Annotated in this window: 15 protein-coding genes; 11 read left to right on the forward strand and 4 right to left on the reverse strand. The window is 71.5% G+C overall.

Annotated features, from left to right (window positions below; translation table 11 throughout):
• Positions 1 to 30: 30 nt before the first annotated feature.
• Both glp and galU read right to left on the reverse strand, forming a co-directional pair.
• Entirely contained in the window at positions 31 to 1,359 is a 1,329-nt protein-coding gene (glp, locus tag AB0G52_RS09450) for a gephyrin-like molybdotransferase Glp (RefSeq protein WP_361335301.1), read from the reverse strand.
• Positions 1,356 to 2,267 carry a UTP--glucose-1-phosphate uridylyltransferase GalU gene (gene galU / locus AB0G52_RS09455; RefSeq protein ID WP_132891947.1) on the reverse strand — a complete coding sequence of 304 codons (912 nt, stop codon included), beginning with the start codon at positions 2,265 to 2,267 and terminating at the stop codon, positions 1,356 to 1,358. The genes glp and galU overlap by 4 nt, the downstream gene beginning before the upstream one ends.
• 94 nt (positions 2,268 to 2,361) lie before the next feature.
• Here galU and AB0G52_RS09460 point away from each other — a divergent pair, with 94 nt between their 5' ends.
• Positions 2,362 to 2,982 (forward strand): 5-formyltetrahydrofolate cyclo-ligase, encoded by a 621-nt coding sequence (locus AB0G52_RS09460; protein ID WP_132891948.1) that lies wholly within the window; start codon positions 2,362 to 2,364, stop codon positions 2,980 to 2,982.
• Positions 2,983 to 3,070: 88 nt separating this feature from the next.
• Here the strand turns inward: AB0G52_RS09460 and AB0G52_RS09465 are convergent, their stop codons facing one another.
• Positions 3,071 to 5,830 carry a penicillin acylase family protein gene (locus AB0G52_RS09465; RefSeq protein ID WP_361335305.1) on the reverse strand — a complete coding sequence of 920 codons (2,760 nt, stop codon included), beginning with the start codon at positions 5,828 to 5,830 and terminating at the stop codon, positions 3,071 to 3,073.
• A 195-nt stretch (positions 5,831 to 6,025) separates the two neighbouring features.
• Here AB0G52_RS09465 and AB0G52_RS09470 point away from each other — a divergent pair, with 195 nt between their 5' ends.
• The 6 genes from AB0G52_RS09470 to mscL all read left to right on the forward strand — a co-directional run bounded on the left by AB0G52_RS09470 (position 6,026) and on the right by mscL (position 11,948).
• The gene (locus AB0G52_RS09470; RefSeq protein WP_361335785.1) at positions 6,026 to 7,588 is read left to right on the forward strand and encodes a potassium/proton antiporter; all 1,563 of its coding nucleotides are present in this window, start codon (positions 6,026 to 6,028) and stop codon (positions 7,586 to 7,588) included.
• 279 nt (positions 7,589 to 7,867) lie between these two features.
• A complete protein-coding gene (locus AB0G52_RS09475) occupies positions 7,868 to 9,160 on the forward strand; it encodes an MFS transporter (protein WP_132891951.1) in 1,293 nt (430 codons plus the stop codon).
• Between the two features lie 67 nt (positions 9,161 to 9,227).
• The gene (locus tag AB0G52_RS09480) at positions 9,228 to 9,560 is read left to right on the forward strand and encodes an FmdB family zinc ribbon protein (protein WP_132891952.1); all 333 of its coding nucleotides are present in this window, start codon (positions 9,228 to 9,230) and stop codon (positions 9,558 to 9,560) included.
• 182 nt (positions 9,561 to 9,742) lie between these two features.
• Positions 9,743 to 10,576, forward strand: coding sequence for an S-methyl-5'-thioadenosine phosphorylase (locus AB0G52_RS09485; RefSeq protein ID WP_132891953.1), 834 nt, complete (start codon positions 9,743 to 9,745; stop codon positions 10,574 to 10,576).
• A 175-nt stretch (positions 10,577 to 10,751) separates the two neighbouring features.
• Positions 10,752 to 11,348, forward strand: coding sequence for a hypothetical protein (locus AB0G52_RS09490; RefSeq protein ID WP_361335310.1), 597 nt, complete (start codon positions 10,752 to 10,754; stop codon positions 11,346 to 11,348).
• 138 nt (positions 11,349 to 11,486) lie between these two features.
• A complete protein-coding gene (mscL, locus tag AB0G52_RS09495) occupies positions 11,487 to 11,948 on the forward strand; it encodes a large conductance mechanosensitive channel protein MscL (protein ID WP_132891954.1) in 462 nt (153 codons plus the stop codon).
• A gap of 22 nt (positions 11,949 to 11,970) precedes the next feature.
• Here mscL and AB0G52_RS09500 read toward each other — a convergent pair whose 3' ends face one another.
• A complete protein-coding gene (locus AB0G52_RS09500; protein ID WP_132891955.1) occupies positions 11,971 to 12,147 on the reverse strand; it encodes a hypothetical protein in 177 nt (58 codons plus the stop codon).
• A 110-nt stretch (positions 12,148 to 12,257) separates the two neighbouring features.
• On the opposite strand from AB0G52_RS09500, the gene AB0G52_RS09505 reads away from it, so the two are divergent.
• The 4 genes from AB0G52_RS09505 (at position 12,258) to AB0G52_RS09520 (ending at position 16,899) form a co-directional block, all read left to right on the forward strand.
• Entirely contained in the window at positions 12,258 to 13,493 is a 1,236-nt protein-coding gene (locus AB0G52_RS09505) for a low temperature requirement protein A (protein ID WP_361335314.1), read from the forward strand.
• Positions 13,494 to 13,533: 40 nt separating this feature from the next.
• Positions 13,534 to 14,568, forward strand: a complete 1,035-nt coding sequence (locus AB0G52_RS09510) for a P1 family peptidase (protein ID WP_132891957.1) — start codon at positions 13,534 to 13,536, stop codon at positions 14,566 to 14,568.
• Positions 14,569 to 14,768: 200 nt separating this feature from the next.
• Complete coding sequence (locus AB0G52_RS09515) at positions 14,769 to 15,995, forward strand: Ig-like domain-containing protein (RefSeq protein ID WP_132891958.1); 1,227 nt, start codon at positions 14,769 to 14,771, stop codon at positions 15,993 to 15,995.
• Between the two features lie 157 nt (positions 15,996 to 16,152).
• Positions 16,153 to 16,899, forward strand: a complete 747-nt coding sequence (locus AB0G52_RS09520) for a DUF6227 family protein (RefSeq protein ID WP_132891959.1) — start codon at positions 16,153 to 16,155, stop codon at positions 16,897 to 16,899.
• Positions 16,900 to 17,010: the final 111 nt, after the last annotated feature.

Below are 17,010 nucleotides of genomic sequence, written 5' to 3' on the forward strand. Positions count from 1 at the left end.
CGTCCGCCGGACAGCACCGCCCACCGGGCCCTACGGCCGGCCGAGCAGGACGACCTCGACCTCGGTGCCCGGCTCGACGGTTTCCACGTCCTCCGGTACGACGATCAGCGCGTCGGCATGCGCCAGTGCCGCGACCAGGTGCGAGCCGGCCCCGCCCACGGCGGTGACCTCGCCGTCCGCGTACGCCCCGCGCAGGAACTGCCGGCGCCCCTTCGGGGAGCTCAGCGCCCTGCCCGCCCTGAGCGTCGCCGTGGTGCGGGGCCGGTGGACGTCGGGCAGGCCCATCAGGGTGCGGATGACGGGCCGGACGAACAGCTCGAAGGAGACGTACGACGACACGGGGTTGCCCGGCAGGGCCAGCAGCGGGGTGTGCTCGGGGCCGATGGAGCCGAAGCCCTGGGGCTTGCCCGGCTGCATGGCGAGCTTGCGGAAGTCGATGCCGCCGCCCGCCTCGTCCTCGTCGGCGACGTGCGCCAGCGCCTCCTTGACGACGTCGTACGCCCCCACGCTCACCCCGCCCGTGGTGACCATCAGGTCGGCGCGGACGAGCTGGTCCTCGATGGTGGAGCGCAGCGTCTCGGCGTCGTCCACGACGGCGCCCACCCGGTAGGCGATGGCACCGGCGTCCCGGGCGGCGGCGGTGAGGGCGAAGCTGTTGGAGTCGTAGATCTGGCCGCTGCCCAGTTCCTCGCCGGGCTGGACGAGTTCGCTGCCGGTGGACACGACGACCACGCGCGGGCGCGGGCGCACCCGCACCGTGCCGCGGCCGACCGCGGCGAGCAGGGCGATCTGCGGTGCGCCGAGCACGGTGCCGGCCTCCAGGGCGAGGTCGCCCGCCTTCACGTCGCTGCCCTTCGCGCGCACGTGCGCGCGTGCCTCGGCCGGCCGGTGCACGCGCACGTGTCCCCGGGCGCCCTCGGGCGTGAGGCTGCGCGCCCGCATCCCGGTGACCGGTCCCTCGCCGAGCCCGCCGTCGGTCCACTCCACGGGGACGACGGCCTCCGCGCCGGGCGGCAGCGGGGCGCCGGTCATGATGCGGGCCGCCTGGCCGGGGCCGACGGGGGTCAGCTCGGCCGCGCCCGCCGCGACGTCCCCGACGACCTCCAGGACGGCCGGGAACTCCTCGCTCGCACCCGCCACGTCCGTGACCCGTACCGCGTACCCGTCCATGGAGCTGTTGTCGAAGGGCGGCAGCGAGACCGGCACCATGACGTCGTCGACCAGGACGCAGCCCTGCGCGTCGAGGAGTTGCAGCTCGATGGGGTCCAGGGGGCGGACGGTCGAGAGGATGTCCTCCAGGTGCTCGTCCACCGACCACAGACGGTCCGGGCCGGCGGGGCGGGTCGCGGCGCTGCTCAACTCTGCTGCATCTCCTCGGCTACGTAACTGCGAAGCCAGGCCCGGAAGTCCGGTCCCAGGTCTTCACGTTCGCACGCGAGTCTGACAATGGCACGCAGATAGTCGCCGCGGTCGCCGGTGTCGTACCGCCGGCCCTGGAAGACGACGCCGTGCACCGGGCCGCCGGCCTTTTCGTCCTGGGCGAGCTGCTGGAGGGCGTCGGTGAGCTGGATCTCGCCGCCGCGGCCCGGTTCGGTGCGCCGCAGTATGTCGAAGATGTGCGGGTCGAGCACATACCGGCCGATGACCGCGTAGTTGGACGGGGCGTCCGCCGCGTCCGGCTTCTCCACCAGTCCCGTCACCTTGACGACGTCGCCGTCGGTGGTGGTCTCGACGGCCGCCGAGCCGTAGAGGTGGATCTGCTCGGGGGCGACCTCCATGAGCGCGATCACGCTGCCGCCGTGCCGCTCCTGGACCTCGATCATGCGCTGGAGCAGCGGGTCGCGGGGGTCGATCAGGTCGTCGCCGAGCAGCACGGCGAAGGGCTCGTGGCCGACGTGCGGGGCCGCGCACAGCACGGCGTGGCCGAGGCCCCTGGGGTCGCCCTGGCGCACGTAGTGCATCGTGGCCAGGTCGCTGGACTCCTGCACCTTGGCGAGCCGGTGGGCGTCGCCCTTCTTCTGGAGGGCCGACTCCAACTCGTAGTTGCGGTCGAAGTGGTCCTCCAGGGGACGCTTGTTGCGTCCGGTGATCATGAGGACGTCGTCGAGCCCCGCGGACACGGCCTCCTCGACCACGTACTGGATCGCCGGCTTGTCGACGACCGGCAGCATCTCCTTGGGAGTGGCCTTGGTGGCCGGCAGGAACCGGGTGCCGAGGCCTGCCGCGGGAATGACAGCCTTGCTGATCCTGGGGTGCGACTGAGTCATGTCCGCAACCTTATCCGGTGCCTTTGCGGAGAATCTGAGCCTCCGGTCAATTGGCACGCATATGACCTGATTAAGAAGGGTGCGGGAACGACCAGTGGAGCACGGTGGACCCGAGGCCGAGAGTGACAAGCCGACATTGCGGCGGAACTTCCTGGGAGTGAGGAACAGGTTGACGACGGATGTCGTCAGGGAGGCGGCCGACGCGCTGGCCGGACACGCACTGGAGCTGCCCGAGCTGGCGGGCGCGCAAACCGTCGCGGCCTACGTCTCCGTCGGGAACGAGCCGGGCACCCTGCCCCTGCTGGACGCGCTGCTCGCGCGGGGTGTGCGGGTCCTGCTCCCCGTTCTGCTGCCCGACAACGACCTGGACTGGGGCGCCTATGCCGGGGAGGACTCCCTGGCCCTCGTCCGACATGGCGGGAAAATGGCCCTGTTGGAACCCTCGGGTGAACGCCTCGGGCCTGACGCGGTGCTCCGCGCGGACGTGGTGCTGCTGCCGGGCCTGGCGGTGGACGCGCGCGGGATGCGGCTGGGGCGCGGCGGCGGGTCGTACGACCGTGTGCTGGCCCGGCTGGAACGCGCGGGCGCGCGGCCCGCGCTCGTGGTGCTGCTCTACGGCACGGAGATCGTCGGGCACGTGCCCGCGGAGGCGCACGACCGGCCGGTGCAGGCGGTGGTGACGCCGTCGGGCACCCGCCGGTTCGCCGGCCCTTGAACGGTCCCGTGCACCGCACTGGTGCGAAACGGCCCGCCACGCGTGCGTGGCGGGCCGTTTCGGCGGTGCCCGGGGTGCGGTCAGTCGCTCACGGCTTGAGGACGAGCGTGTCGCTGGTGCTCTTGTCGACCGCCTTGTCCGAGAACGACCACGGGAGCAGCTCGCCCGCGGCCCACTTGCCCGTCTGGTCGGTGTAGTGGGCGCTGAAGGCGTGGCCGGAGGCCCCCGTCAGGTTGATCCACTTGGATTTGTCGAGGTCGTCGAGGTTGACGACCATCCGCATGGACGGGACCCAGACGACGCCGTAGCCGCCGGCCGCGTTCCAGCCGGTCGCGTTGACCGTGGCCTCGCCGCCGCTGAGCTTCCAGGGACCGCGGTTGAGGACGTACTGCAGGAAGCTCGGGCCGTCGGTGCCCAGGGTCTGGTTCTTCAGGAACAGCCGGTGCAGCCGGCCCCAGCTCCAGGTGTCGATGTCCTTGCCGAGCTTGGCGGTCAGCTCCCAGCGGGCGTCGATCATGGCGCGCGCGAACAGCTCGTTCATGTTGTCGGCCTTGGGGCGGGTGCCCGACTGCGGCGTCTTCCACCAGGCGCTGTTCGGCTGGTTCATGAGGTTGCGGACCACCTCGAACCAGCGGTCGCCGCCGTCCGGCTGGGCCTGGTCGGCGTCGCGCTCGCCGCACTCGCGCACCTTGGCGTCGTCGTCGACCGGGCCGGTGCTGTCGATCTTGTCGACCCACAGGCACTGGCCCTTGACCCGCAGCTCCTTGGGCAGCTTGTTGCCGAAGGCGAGCTTGAGGACGTTGCGCCAGACCGCGTTGAAGTAGGCGGCGGCCGCCGAGTCGGAGTCCTGGGTGTAGTCCCAGCCCTCGAGCAGCTTCTGGGCCTCGCGCACGTTCTTGTCGTCGAGGTTGATCTTCAGCAGCCTGGGCACCAGCAGCTTGGCGATCTCACTGCTGTTGTCCAGCTGCATCTGGCGCATGTCGTCGGTGGAGATCTTGCCGCCGTCCTTGATCTTCGACTCGATCAGGTCGGTGATGCGCTGGCTGCGGGTGCCGTAGCCCCAGTCCGTGGTGAGGGTGTAGGGGTACTTGCCCTTGTCGATCACGGCCTGGTTGGCGGTGACGATGTAGCCGCGCTTCGGGTTGTACTCGTAGGGCAGTTCGTCCTTCTTGATGAACCCGGTCCACTTGTACTTGGAGTCCCAGCCCGGGGCGGGGACGGAGCCGTCGTCCACCGAGGACCGCGTGGGGATCTTGCCCGGCAGCGTGTAGCCGATGTCGTTCTTGGTGTCGGCGTAGATCAGGTTCTGCGAGGGCACGTCGAACTGGGCGGCCGCGTCCCGGAACTCGCTCCAGTCGGACGCCTTGTCGAGGGCGAAGACGGCGTCCATGGTGGTGCCGGGGTCCAGCGCGGTCCACCGCAGGGCGATGCCGTAGCCGTCGCCGCGGTCGGGTGCGGCGGTGTTGACGGTGGCCCTCTTGCCGACCTGGACGAGTTCGTCGTCGCGGTCGGACAGCAGGGGCATGCCGTCGGCGGTCTGGCGTACGACGATCGTCTTCGACGCGCCGCCGGCGACCTTGATGGTCTCCTCACGCGTGGTGAAGGGCTTGGTCCTGCCGTTGTAGAGGTAGCCGTCGCCGGAGAGCTTCTCCAGGTAGAGGTCGGTGACGTCGACACCGGAGTTGGTCATGCCCCAGGCGATGTCCGCGTTGTGGCCGATTATCACTCCGGGCATGCCGGCGAAGGTGTAGCCCGTGACGTCGTACTGGCACTTGCTGGAGACCGTGGTGCAGTGCAGGCCCATCTGGTACCAGACGGACGGCAGCGAGGCCGACAGGTGCGGGTCGTTGGCGAGCAGCGGCTTGCCGCTGATGGTGTACTGGCCGCCGATTACCCAGGAGTTGGAGCCGATGCCCTGGCCGTTCACACCGACGGCCGTGGGGACGTCGTCCAGGACGTTGTAGAGGCCCGCCAGCTGGCTCGTGACCGCCGAACCGGAGGACGACGAGGTCGTGCCGGTGCCGGTGCCCGTCGGGGTCCCGGAGCCGCTCGTGGCGCCGCCCTGCTGGAACGTCCGGGTGACGTCGTCGTACTGGCCCTCCTGGACGATCGCCTTGTTGCGGCTGTACGGGTAGTCCGGGTAGAGGTCCTTGATCTGCTGCGGGTCGAGGCGGCTGGTCATCAGGGCGCGGTCGATCTCGTCCTGCATGTTGCCGCGCAGGTCCCAGGCCATCGCCTTCAGCCAGGAGATCGAGTCGACCGGGGTCCACTGCTCGGGCTTGTAGTCGTTGACGAAGCCGAGGGCCGCGTACTCCAGGGAGATGTCCTTGCCGTCCTTGCCGGCCAGGTAGGCGTTGACCCCCTCGGAGTACGCCTGGAGGTATTTCTTCGTGGCGGCCGACAGCTTGGTGTCGTACTCCTGCTTCGCGACCCGGTCCCAGCCCAGGGTGCGCAGGAACTCGTCGTTCTTCACCTGGCCCTTGCCGAACATCTCCGACAGGCGCCCGGACGTCATGTGGCGGCGCACGTCCATCTCGTAGAACCGGTCCTGCGCCTGGACGTAGCCCTGGGCCATGAACAGGTCGGCGTCGGTCGAGGCGTAGATCTGCGGAATGCCGTTGCCGTCGCGCTTCACGGTGACGGGCCCGGAGAGGCCTTCGAGCGTGATCGAACCCTTGGTCTGCGGGAAGGACGCACGGACGGTGCTGATCGACCAGTAGGCCCCAAAGGCGATGCCTCCGACGACGGCCAGGACGAGCACCAGAACGATCAGACGGGCTTTGCGCCCCTTCTTCCTGCCGGTCTTGCCGGGCTTGTCACCCGATGTGGCGGTGGTGTTGGGGGGCATCGCTGTCCTTGCTGTCCTAACGCGAGCGGCAGGCGGGCATGTGCTTTTGACTGAGCGCTGGAGCAACCATAGGCGCAGGGCCCGTCACCACTTGACGCGGAGTCGGGTACCGGCGGGCACGGGCGTTCGATCTTGCCTCGGCGAGCGTCAAGAAAGCGTCAAGAGTTAGGTAAGGTAACGAAGTACTTGGGTGCCGTGTACCGCACCCTCGGGTCCTGTGCACGTGAGCTTCCGCGCCGCCCGCGCGCGAGCCAAGGAAGGGAACCGCCGCTGACTGTCCACCACCTCAACCAGCTCCTGCTCCTGTGCTCCCTGGTCCTGCTGGTCGCCGTCGCGGCCGTCCGGATCTCCTCGCGCAGCGGGCTCCCCAGCCTGCTCGTGTACCTGGGCATCGGCGTCCTCATGGGCCAGGACGGCATCGGGAACATCCACTTCAGCAACGCCGAACTCACCCAGGTCATCGGATACGCGGCCCTGGTCGTGATCCTGGCCGAGGGCGGCCTCGGCACGAAGTGGAAGGAGGTCGAACCCGTCCTCGCGTCCGCCACCATGCTGGCCCTGGTCGGGGTCGGGGTGAGCGTCGGCGTCACCGCCGCGGGCGCGCACTACCTGGTCGGTCTGGAGTGGCGACACGCGCTCATCATCGGGGCGGTGGTGTCCTCCACGGACGCGGCGGCGGTGTTCTCGGTGCTCCGGCGCATCCCGCTGCCCGCGCGCGTGACGGGCACCCTGGAGGCGGAGTCCGGCTTCAACGACGCCCCGGTGGTCATCCTGGTCGTCGCCTTCTCGACCGCGGGACCGGTCGAGCACTGGTACGTCCTGCTGGGCGAGATAGCCATGGAGCTGGCCATCGGCGCGGCCCTGGGCCTCGCGGTCGGCTGGCTCGGCGCCTGGGGCCTCAGGCACGTCGCCCTGCCCGCCTCCGGCCTCTACCCGATCGCCGTGATGGCCATCGCCGTCACCGCGTACGCGGCCGGCGCGCTGGCGCACGGCAGCGGCTTCCTCGCCGTCTACCTCGCCTCCATGGTGCTCGGCAACGCCAAGCTGCCGCACTGGCCCGCCACCCGGGGGTTCGCCGAGGGGCTCGGCTGGATCGCCCAGATCGGCATGTTCGTCCTGCTGGGCCTGCTGGTCACGCCGCACGAACTCGGCGACGACTTCCTGCCCGCCCTGGTCATCGGGCTGGTGCTCACCATGGTGGCGCGGCCGCTGAGCGTGATCGCCAGCCTCACGCCCTTCCGGGTGCCCTGGGGGGAGCAGACCCTGATGTCCTGGGCCGGGCTGCGCGGCGCCGTCCCCATCATCCTGGCGACGATCCCCATGGTGAACGGCGTCGACAGCAGTCGCCGCATCTTCAACATCGTCTTCGTGCTGGTCGTCGTCTACACCCTCGTCCAGGGGCCGACCCTGCCCTGGCTGGCGCGCAAGCTGCGGCTCGGCGAGGGCCCGGAGGCCGCCGACCTCGGCATCGAGTCCGCGCCCCTGGAGCGGCTGCGCGGCCATCTGCTGTCCGTCTCCATCCCCGAGGGCTCCCTGATGCACGGGGTCGAGGTCAACGAGCTGCGGCTGCCCGCCGGGGCCGCCGTCACCCTGGTCGTCCGCGAAGGAAAATCGTTTGTCCCCCTGCCCGCGACGGTGCTCCGGCGCGGCGACGAACTCCTCGTGGTCGCCACCGACCCGGTGCGGGACGCCGCGGAGCAGCGGCTGCGCGCGGTCGGGCACGGCGGCAAGCTGGCGGGCTGGCTGGGCACACGTTAAGAGCATGTTTCGGGGGGTTCACACCACTCTCGATCCCAGGTGAACGAACCCCTCCGTGCGCGTTTTCACAGGCGTACCAGGCCTCTACCCCTGTACGATGAAAGCACCCTGATCGAACCAACTCTGCCTGACGCAGAGCTGGCGCGACCGTATGGCGGCCGGGATCGCTCTCGCACAGCGCGCCGGTATCTACCGCAGTTCCGCGCAAGAGGACAGCTCTCGGCGCCCGCCCTCCCGTCCGGAGGGGCCGCGCTACCAGGCGGCAGAAAGGCACGGGCCGTGGCAGCCACGGTCACCAACGAGCCGTCGGACACCTCGGCGGCGCCGTCCCGCCCGGGTTACGGACAGCTGCTGCGCACCCGCGGCGCCTGGACGTTCCTGCTTCCCGGTTTCGCGGCGCGCCAGCCGTTCGCGATGCTCACCATCTCCATCGTGCTGCTCGTGCAGCACACCACCGGCTCCTACGGCGCCGCGGGCGCCGCCGCGGCGGTCACCGGTGTCTCCATGGCTCTGTTCGCCCCCTACAGCGGCCGGCTGGCCGACCGCTACGGGCAGCGCGCGGTGCTGCTGCCCGGGGTCCTCGTGCACGCCCTGTCGGGCCTCGCCCTGACCGCGCTCGCGCTGGCGCACGCGCCCCTGTGGGCGCTGTTCGCCGCGGCCGTGCCGACCGGGGCCTCGGTGCCCCAGGTCGGCCCCATGGTGCGGGCCCGCTGGGGCGTGCGGCTCCAGGACTCGCCCCTGATGTCCACCGCCGCGGCCTTCGAGTCCGTCACCGACGAGCTCACCTTCGTGTTCGGCCCCCTCCTCGCGACCGCCCTGTGCACCACCGTGGCCCCCGCCGCAGGACTCGTCACCGAGGCCGCGCTGACGCTGGTCGGCGGTCTGCTGTTCGCCGCCCAGAAGGGCACCCAGCCCCGGGTCACCGGCGCCGGGCACGCGCGCGTGCGGCACGCCTCGGCGCTCCGCGTCCCCGGTGTGCGCGTGCTCGTCGTGGCCTTCCTCGGCATCGGCTCCGTCTTCGGCGGCATGCAGGTCTCCCTCGCGGCGTTCACCGAATCGATCGGCGAGCCCGGCCTGAACGGCGTCCTGTACGGCACCTTCGCCGCCGGGAACATGCTCTCGGGCATCGTGTGCGGCGCCATCGCCTGGAAGGCCGCCCCGCACCGGCGGCTGGTCCTCGGCTACACGGCGCTCGCGCTGACCGCCTCGGCGCTGTGGACCTCCCACTCGGTGCTCGTCCTGGCCGGTCTCGGCCTGCTGGTCGGCATGTGCATCGCGCCCGCCCTGATCACCGGCTACACGCTGGTCGAGGGCCTGGTCCCGGCCGGCGCCCGCACCGAGGCGTTCACCTGGCTGACGGGCGCGGTGGCGCTCGGCCAGGCGGCCGCCGTCACGGTCGCCGGTCAGCTGGAGGACCGGCTGTGGGGCGGCGCCGGGTTCCTGGTGCCGATGGCCGGCACGCTGCTCGCCCTGGTGACCCTGCTGGCGCTGCGGTCACGACTGGTCGTGCGCCCCCGGAACCGCACCGTGGCACGTGGCGTCGGTCACCGCGAGCCGGTGACGGTGGACTGATCCTCAGGAATACGTCACTATGGACCGTCGTTAGCACTCATCGAGTGAGAGTGCCAGGAGGAAGACAGTGCCGACCTACCAGTACCAGTGCACCGAGTGCGGCGAGGGCCTCGAGGCGGTGCAGAAGTTCACCGACGACGCCCTGACCGAGTGCCCCAACTGCGGTGGCCGCCTGAAGAAGGTGTTCTCCGCGGTGGGCATTGTCTTCAAGGGCTCGGGCTTCTACCGCAACGACAGCCGCGGCTCCTCGTCGAGCAGCAGCCCCGCGTCGAAGACGTCGGGCTCGTCGTCCGAGTCGAAGACCGCGTCCTCGACGTCCTCGGGTTCCGGCTCGTCCGAGTCGAAGGCGTCGTCCTCGACGTCGTCCTCGTCGGGCTCCGCGAGCACCTCCGCGGCCTGAGCACCTCCTTACGGACCCCTTACGGACCCCGCCGTCGAGCGACAGCGGGGTCCGAGGCGTGCCCGTGAACCGGGTCCGAGGCGTTCCCGGACACCAGGACGTGGGTGTCACCGGACGCCAGGGCGGAGGCGTTCCCGGACACCGGCTCCTGCCCGTTCGGGCGGGCGACTAGTGTGCTGGGCATGGTGAACGCAGAGATCGGCGTGATCGGCGGTTCGGGCTTCTACTCGTTCCTCGACGACGTGACCGAGGTCCAGGTCGACACCCCCTACGGGCCGCCCAGCGACTCCCTCTTCCTCGGCGAGGTCGCCGGCCGCCGGGTCGCCTTCCTGCCCCGCCACGGACGCGGCCACCACCTGCCGCCGCACCGCATCAACTATCGCGCCAACCTGTGGGCACTGCGCTCCGTCGGGGCGCGCCAGGTGCTCGGCCCGTGCGCGGTGGGCGGCCTGCGCCCCGAGTACGGTCCCGGCACGCTGCTCGTGCCGGACCAGCTGGTGGACCGGACGAAGTCCCGGGCCCAGTCGTACTTCGACGGACTGCCGCTGCCCGACGGCAGCGTGCCGAACGTGGTGCACGTGTCCCTGGCCGACCCGTACTGCCCCACCGGGCGCACCGCGGCGCTGAAGGCGGCCCGGGGCCGCGACTGGGAGCCGGTGGACGGGGGGACGCTGGTCGTGGTCGAGGGGCCGCGCTTCTCCACCCGTGCGGAATCGCTCTGGCACCAGGCGCAGGGCTGGTCCGTGGTGGGCATGACCGGTCACCCCGAGGCGGCGCTCGCCCGGGAACTGGAGCTCTGCTACACGTCGTTGACGCTGGTCACGGATCTGGACGCGGGCGCGGAGAGCGGCGAGGGCGTCTCGCACGACGAGGTGCTCCGGGTGTTCGCGGCCAACGTGGACCGGCTGCGGGGCGTGCTGTTCGACGCGGTGGCGGCCCTGCCGGAGAACTCGGCCCGGGACTGCCTGTGCACGAACGCGCTCGGCGGGATGGATCCGGGATTCCCGCTGCCGTGACGGAAGCCGGGGTTCCGGGCGCTGTGATGGGGCCGGGGCTCGGGGCGGGGCGGAACTTCCCGTTCGGGTGACCGAGTTGTCCACAAGCAGCCGGTAGCCCACCGGCTCCGACGCGTTTCGGCGCGAGGCCTCATCGTGGCCTTGCAAGCCGATCCCTCGTCGCAGGTGGTGCCCCATGACCGTTCCCCCGTCCCTGCCCCTCCCGCCGTCCCCGTCCTCCGTCCTCCCGCCGTCCCTTCGTGTTCCGCGCCCGCTGGGCACGGACGCCCCCGCCACCTGCGTGGTCCCCCACTTCGAACCGGTGCGGGTGCGCGGCGGCCGGTTCCGGCCGGCGCAGGTGCTGCGGCACCGCAGGGGGGTGCTGGCGGCCGCCGGCCTGGCGGTCACCGCGGCGGCGCTCGTCGCGGCCGGACCCCGCGCCGCCCCGGACGCCCCGCGCGCCGACCGGACCCGCGGTCATCCGGCCGCCCCGCCCGTACGACGGCACGCCCCGCCGGTGGACATGGTGACGGCGCCGGTGCGGATCGCCGACGCGGCCACCGTGCGGCTGCTGCGCCCCGGCGACCGGGTGGACGTCATCGCCGCCGGAGACCGGGCGGCGGGCGGGGACGCCGAGGTGATCGCGCGCGGCGTACGCGTCACCGGACTGCCGGAGCCCGTCGAGGGGGCCGCGGAGAGCGGGGCGCTGGTCGTCCTCTCGGTTCCCCGCGGCACCGCGGCCCGCCTGGTCGGCGCGAGCGCCACGGCACGGCTGGCGGTGACGTTGTGCTGAACAACCTGGGGAGATTTCTGGGCCGAATCCTGTCAAGTCGCTCGTCCGAGCTACCGGACAGGGCGCAATGGCCGCATGCTGACGTAGGTTGCGGAGCGGTTTGTTCCACACCCTGTGCATGCGAGGAGAGTCCCCTAGGTGAGCGCGAAGAAGGATCCGAGCGTCTGGCAGGGCTTCAAGGCCTTCCTGATGCGCGGCAACGTCGTCGATCTGGCGGTAGCGGTGGTCATCGGCGCCGCCTTCACCAACATCGTCAACTCGGTGGTGAAGGGGATCATCAACCCGCTGGTCGGCGCGGTCGGCACGACCAGCCTCGACAACTACAGCTCGTGCCTGAGCTCGTCGTGCCACGCGGGCCACGGCATCCAGCTGATGTGGGGCTCGGTGCTCGGATCCGCGCTGAACTTCGTGATCACCGCGGCGGTCGTGTACTTCCTGATGGTCCTGCCCATGGCCAAGTACCTGGCCCGGGTGCAGGCGCACCGCAAGGCGCGCGAGGGCACGCACGAGGTCATCGAGGTGACCGAGCTGGAGGTGCTCAAGCAGATCCGCGACGAGCTGGTCGCACAGCGGGGCACGGCGGGCCGTCAGGAGCGCTGACCAGGGCCTCGCCGGGGCCGGTTCAGAGGTGGTGGGGCGGCTTCTCGTCGAGGAAGCGCTTGAGGTCGGCCGCGGAGTCGCCCGCCGGGCGGTCGCCCCAGCCGCGGTCCGTGTCGTCGGAGGACTGCCGGTCCAGCGGGTCGTCGAAGATCAGCGCGGCCTTGGGGTCGCGCGGCTCTGGCTCGGGGACGGTGCTCATCACTCAAGGGTACGGCGGACCCGCCGCCGCCCCGGCCGGACCGCCCCCGCGGACGCCGTCACCGGACCCCGGGCGCGATGACGCCGCGGTTTTCTGCTGTGCTGGGGGGCATGACGTCGAGTCCCACCCCGGCGCCCGCCTCCCCGGGCACGCCCCAGCCGATCCGGCCGCTGCGCCGCCTCACCGCGCGCGGGCGCGGGGAGTCCCACCGGGTCTCCTCGCCGCTCGAGCTCTTCTTCGACCTGTGTTTCGTCGTGGCCATCGCCCAGGCGGGCGCGGAGCTGGTGCACGCGGTCGCGGCGGGCCACGCGGGCGAGGGCGTCCTGAACTACGCGATGCTGTTCTTCGCCATCTGGTGGGCCTGGATGAACTTCACCTGGTTCGCCTCGGCGTACGACAACGACGACGTGCTCTACCGGGTCGTCACCCTGGTCCAGATCGCCGGCGTGCTGGTGCTGGCGGCCGGTGTCTCCCGGGCCTTCGCGGACCACGACTTCGCCGTGGTCCTGATCGGCTACGTGATCATGCGGCTGGCGCTGGCCTCGCAGTGGCTGCGGGCCGCGCGGGGGGCCTCGGGGGCGGAGCGGACCATGGCGCTCCGGTACGCCGGCGGGGTGCTGCTCTGCCAGGTCGGCTGGGTCGGTCTCGTGCTGCTGCCGGAGCACGCGCGTCCCTGGGTGTTCCTGGTGATGGCGATCGCCGAGCTGTGTGTGCCCGTCTACGCGGAGAAGGACTACAGCACCTCCTGGCACCCCCACCACATCGCCGAGCGCTTCGGGCTGTTCACGATCATCGTGCTCGGCGAGACGATCTCGGCGGCGACGGTCGCCGTGAAGTCGGCGGTGGCCGAGCACGACGCCCTGGCCGAGCTGCTGCCGATCGCGGCGGGCGGTCTGCTGATCGTCTTCTCGGCGTGGTGGATCTACTTCGTGGTGCCGATCCACGGCCACCTGCGCTCCAACAGGCAGTCGTTCCTGTGGGGTTACGGCCACTACCTGATCTTCGCGGCGGCGGCCTCGATCGGCGCGGGCCTGGAGGTGGCCGTGGAGGAAGCGGTCGGCAAGGCGCACGTCTCGACGCTGTCCGCCTCGACGGCGGTGACCGTGCCGACCGCGCTGTACCTGCTGACCGTGTGGGTCCTGCACGCGCGGCACTTCAAGGTCGGCACGGCCCAGCAGCTGGTGCTGCCGGTCACGGCGCTGCTGGTGGTCTGCTGCACCTTCGTGGGCGACTGGGCGGTACCGGCGGCGGGCCTCGTGTCGGCGGCCGCGGTGGCCACGGGCACGACCCTGACGGCGCGCACGGCCGGCCGCGGACGCGCCTCGGACGCCGCCGCTGCCTCCTGACCTCTGCGCCGGGGAGCCGGGCTGGGCCAGACTGGCCGCCATGACAGTTGACGCATTGACGGACGTGGCCGGGGTGCGGGTGGGACACGCCACCCGCAGCGGCGACGGCTGGCTCACCGGCACCACGGTCGTCCTCGCTCCGGAGGGCGGCGCGGTGGCCGCCGTGGACGTGCGCGGCGGCGGCCCGGGCACCAAGGAGACGGACGCGCTGGACCCGCGCAACGTGGTGCAGCGGGTGGAGGCGGTGGTGCTCACGGGCGGCAGCGCCTACGGGCTCGACGCGGCGTCCGGGGTGATGGCCTGGCTGGAGGAGCGGGGGCGCGGGGTGCGGGTGGGGCCGGATCCCACGCACGTGGTGCCGGTGGTGCCCGCCGCCTGTGTCTTCGACCTGGGGCGCGGCGGCGACTTCCGGGCCCGGCCGGACGCGGCGACCGGGCGGGCGGCGGTCGAGGAGGCGGCCGCGAGCGCGCCCGGGGCGCCGGTCCGGGAGGGGTGCGTGGGCGCGGGCACGGGCGCCGTGGCCGGGGCCCTGAAGGGCGGGGTGGGCAGCGCGAGCACCGTGCTGGCCTCGGGGATCACGGTGGCCGCGCTGGTGGTGGCGAACGCCGCCGGCGGGGTCCTCGACCCGGAGACGGGGGTGTTGTACGGGGAGTTGTTCCAAGGGCGGGTGGACTGTCCCGGGGAGCGGGTGCGGGAGGCCGCGCGGCTGCGGCTCGCCGAGAGCGCCGCCGCGAACGGGCTGCCGCCGCTGAACACCACCCTTGCCGTGGTCGCGACCGATGCCGAACTCTCCAAGGCGCAGGCGCAGAAGCTGGCAGGGACGGCCCACGACGGGATCGCGCGGGCGGTGCGGCCGGTGCACCTGCTGAACGACGGGGACACGGTGTTCGCGCTGGCCACGGGCGGGCGTCCGCTCGGCGCGAGCCCGCTCGCGCTCAACGAGATCCTGGCGGCCGGCGCGGACGTGGTGACGCGGGCGATCGTGCGGGCGGTCCGGGCCGCCGAGCCGGTCGACGGACCGGGCGGGGCGTGGCCGTCGTACGAGGGGCTGTACGGGGCGCGCGCGGACCGGTGAGGTGCGCAACGGCGAAGTCCGGAACGGCGAGGTCCGGAACGGCGAGGTGCGGGGCCGCAATCTTGCGGGTTCCTGTCGATTGTCCTGGTTCTGTCACGTGATGGCGTCAGCGCGGACCGGCGGGAACCCCGGCGGGGGCCCGCGGCCTCTTCTCCCACGCACTGGAGCGGATCACCCACCTCACGAACCTGGAGCAGCCCGTGACAACGCCGGACATTGCAGCGCGGCGCGTACTGGGGGCCTGTGCCGCCCTGATGGTCGGCGCCCTCACGCTCACCGCCTGCGGTGGCAACGCCGACGCCAAGACCGACGACGGCAAGGGCGGCGGTCAGGACAGCGCCGCCAGGACGTCGGCCGCGAAGATCGCGATCTCGGCGAAGGACGGGTCGACCGGCGCGTCCATCAACACGACCGGCGTGCGGGTCAGCGGCGGCAGGCTGACCGTCGTGAAGATGACGGTGGCGGGCTCGGGGCAGACCGTGGCCGGCACCGTCTCGGCGGACGGCAGCACCTGGAAGCCGAAGGAGCAGCTGGAGCGCGGCACCAAGTACCAGATATCCGCGACCGCCAAGGACTCCAAGGGGCTCACGGCCGCGGCGAACTCGATCTTCACCACCGTCAACTCTGCGAACAGCTACATAGGCACCTACACGCCGGACAACGGGACGACGGTGGGCGTGGGGATGCCGGTGTCGTTCACCTTCGACAAGGTCATCACCGACAAGAAGGCCGTGCAGTCGCACATCACGGTCACCTCCAGCAGCGGCCAGCAGGTGGTGGGGCACTGGTTCGGGGCGCAGCGACTGGACTTCCGGCCGCAGGACTACTGGAAGGCCGGTTCCAAGGTCACCATGAAGATCGACCTGGACGGGGTCGAGGGCGCGAACGGCGTCTACGGGGTGCAGAAGAAGACGGTGACCTTCACCGTCGGACGTTCGCAGGTCTCCACGGTGGACGCGAACACGCAGACCATGACGGTGATGCGGGACGGCAGGCTCCTCAAGTCGGTACCGGTGTCCACGGGCAGCCCCGAGCACACGACGTACAACGGGCAGATGGTGATCTCCGAGAAGTTCACCCAGACCCGGATGAACAGCCAGACGGTCGGCCTCGGCGGGGAGTACGACATCCCGGACGTGCCGCACGCGATGCGGCTGACGACGTCGGGGACGTTCATCCACGGAAACTACTGGTACAGCAAGGGCAACCCGCCGTTCGGACGCGTGGGCACCAGCCACGGCTGCGTGGGCATGGCGGACGTGCAGGGCGCGCAGGGCGACACGACGGCCAAGTGGTTCTACGACAACTCGCTGATCGGTGACGTCGTGATCGTGAAGAACTCCCCCGACAAGACCGTGCAGCCCGACAACGGGCTCAACGGGTGGAACCTGTCGTGGAGCGAGTGGACCGCCGGAAGTGCCGTCTGAACGGCAGTTTTTGACGGATCGTCGGGCCGCGCGGGAACAGTTCGCGCGGCCCGCGCGTTTTCCCGGCGTACGTTTTCTCGGTTCCCGGACATGATGTCCGACCGAGGGGCTACGGTATGCACCCACAAGGTGACATGCAGCAACGCCGGGAGAGACCTTGAGCGTTCCGTACGAGACGGCAGCGCCCGAACCAGCCGAGTCGCCCGAGTCTCCGGAGGAGCACCTCGCGCGGCTCCTCGGCCGTGCCCTGAACTCCTTCGAGTTGCCGGACGAGGCCATAAGGCAGCTGGACTGCGCGCTCGCGCACGACAGTTCGCTGCACTCCGCGCACCACAGCGCGGGACTGCACCGGGAGACGTACCGGCACACCTGGCTGCTCGCCGACGGCTCGGCGGTCACCCTGTGGGAGCTCGTGCACAACACCGCGCCGGGCGGCGAAGGGCAGCACGAGGTGTACGTCGACGAGGAGGAGCTGCGGGCGGCGACCCTGCGGCTGCCGTTGCCGCCGGACGCCCCGGACTTCGAGCTGCCGGTGCTGATGACGCTGGCGCCGGTCCCGGAGCCCCGGCACGTGTATCTGCCGGACGAGTCGGCGGACCACGCACGCCGGCTGCTGCGCCGTGCGGAGAACCCGGACCGGCCCGGCACGGAGACCGCGCGGGCGCTGGCGACGGCGTTCGCGCACCAGATCACCCAGGCGTTCGGGCGGCCGGGGCGGACGGGACGGGCGGGCGTGAGCTTCTCGCTCTACGAGCACGCGTTCCTGCTGGGTGACGGCCGTGAGCTGTCCCTGTGGGAGGTCGAGCACACGGCGACGCCGGACGGCCGGCACATGTGCGAGGTGTACCCGACGGAGGACGCGGCCAGGGACGCGATGGAGCGGCGGGCGGCGCGGCTGGGCTAGGCCCTGTCGTCACATTCCCGTCGTCGCCCGGAGGGCGGCCCTGCGGCGTCAGGTGCGTGCTCTGGGGGTCCCCCCGGCCGAAGGCTGGGGGAGTGCCGGGCCCTGGCCCAC

Origin of the sequence: Streptomyces sp. NPDC021562, assembly GCF_040640875.1 — a bacterium.
In the GTDB taxonomy this organism is placed as follows: domain Bacteria; phylum Actinomycetota; class Actinomycetes; order Streptomycetales; family Streptomycetaceae; genus Streptomyces.

Coding starts and splice junctions, on each gene's coding strand:
- AB0G52_RS09490 (WP_361335310.1), top strand. CDS start 10,752: ATGACCGTTCCCCCGTCCCTGCCCCTCCCGCCGTCCCCGTCCTCCGTC.
- AB0G52_RS09510 (WP_132891957.1), top strand. CDS start 13,534: ATGACAGTTGACGCATTGACGGACGTGGCCGGGGTGCGGGTGGGACAC.
- AB0G52_RS09505 (WP_361335314.1), top strand. CDS start 12,258: ATGACGTCGAGTCCCACCCCGGCGCCCGCCTCCCCGGGCACGCCCCAG.
- AB0G52_RS09465 (WP_361335305.1), bottom strand. CDS start 5,830: ATGCCCCCCAACACCACCGCCACATCGGGTGACAAGCCCGGCAAGACC.
- AB0G52_RS09485 (WP_132891953.1), top strand. CDS start 9,743: ATGGTGAACGCAGAGATCGGCGTGATCGGCGGTTCGGGCTTCTACTCG.
- galU (WP_132891947.1), bottom strand. CDS start 2,267: ATGACTCAGTCGCACCCCAGGATCAGCAAGGCTGTCATTCCCGCGGCA.
- AB0G52_RS09500 (WP_132891955.1), bottom strand. CDS start 12,147: ATGAGCACCGTCCCCGAGCCAGAGCCGCGCGACCCCAAGGCCGCGCTG.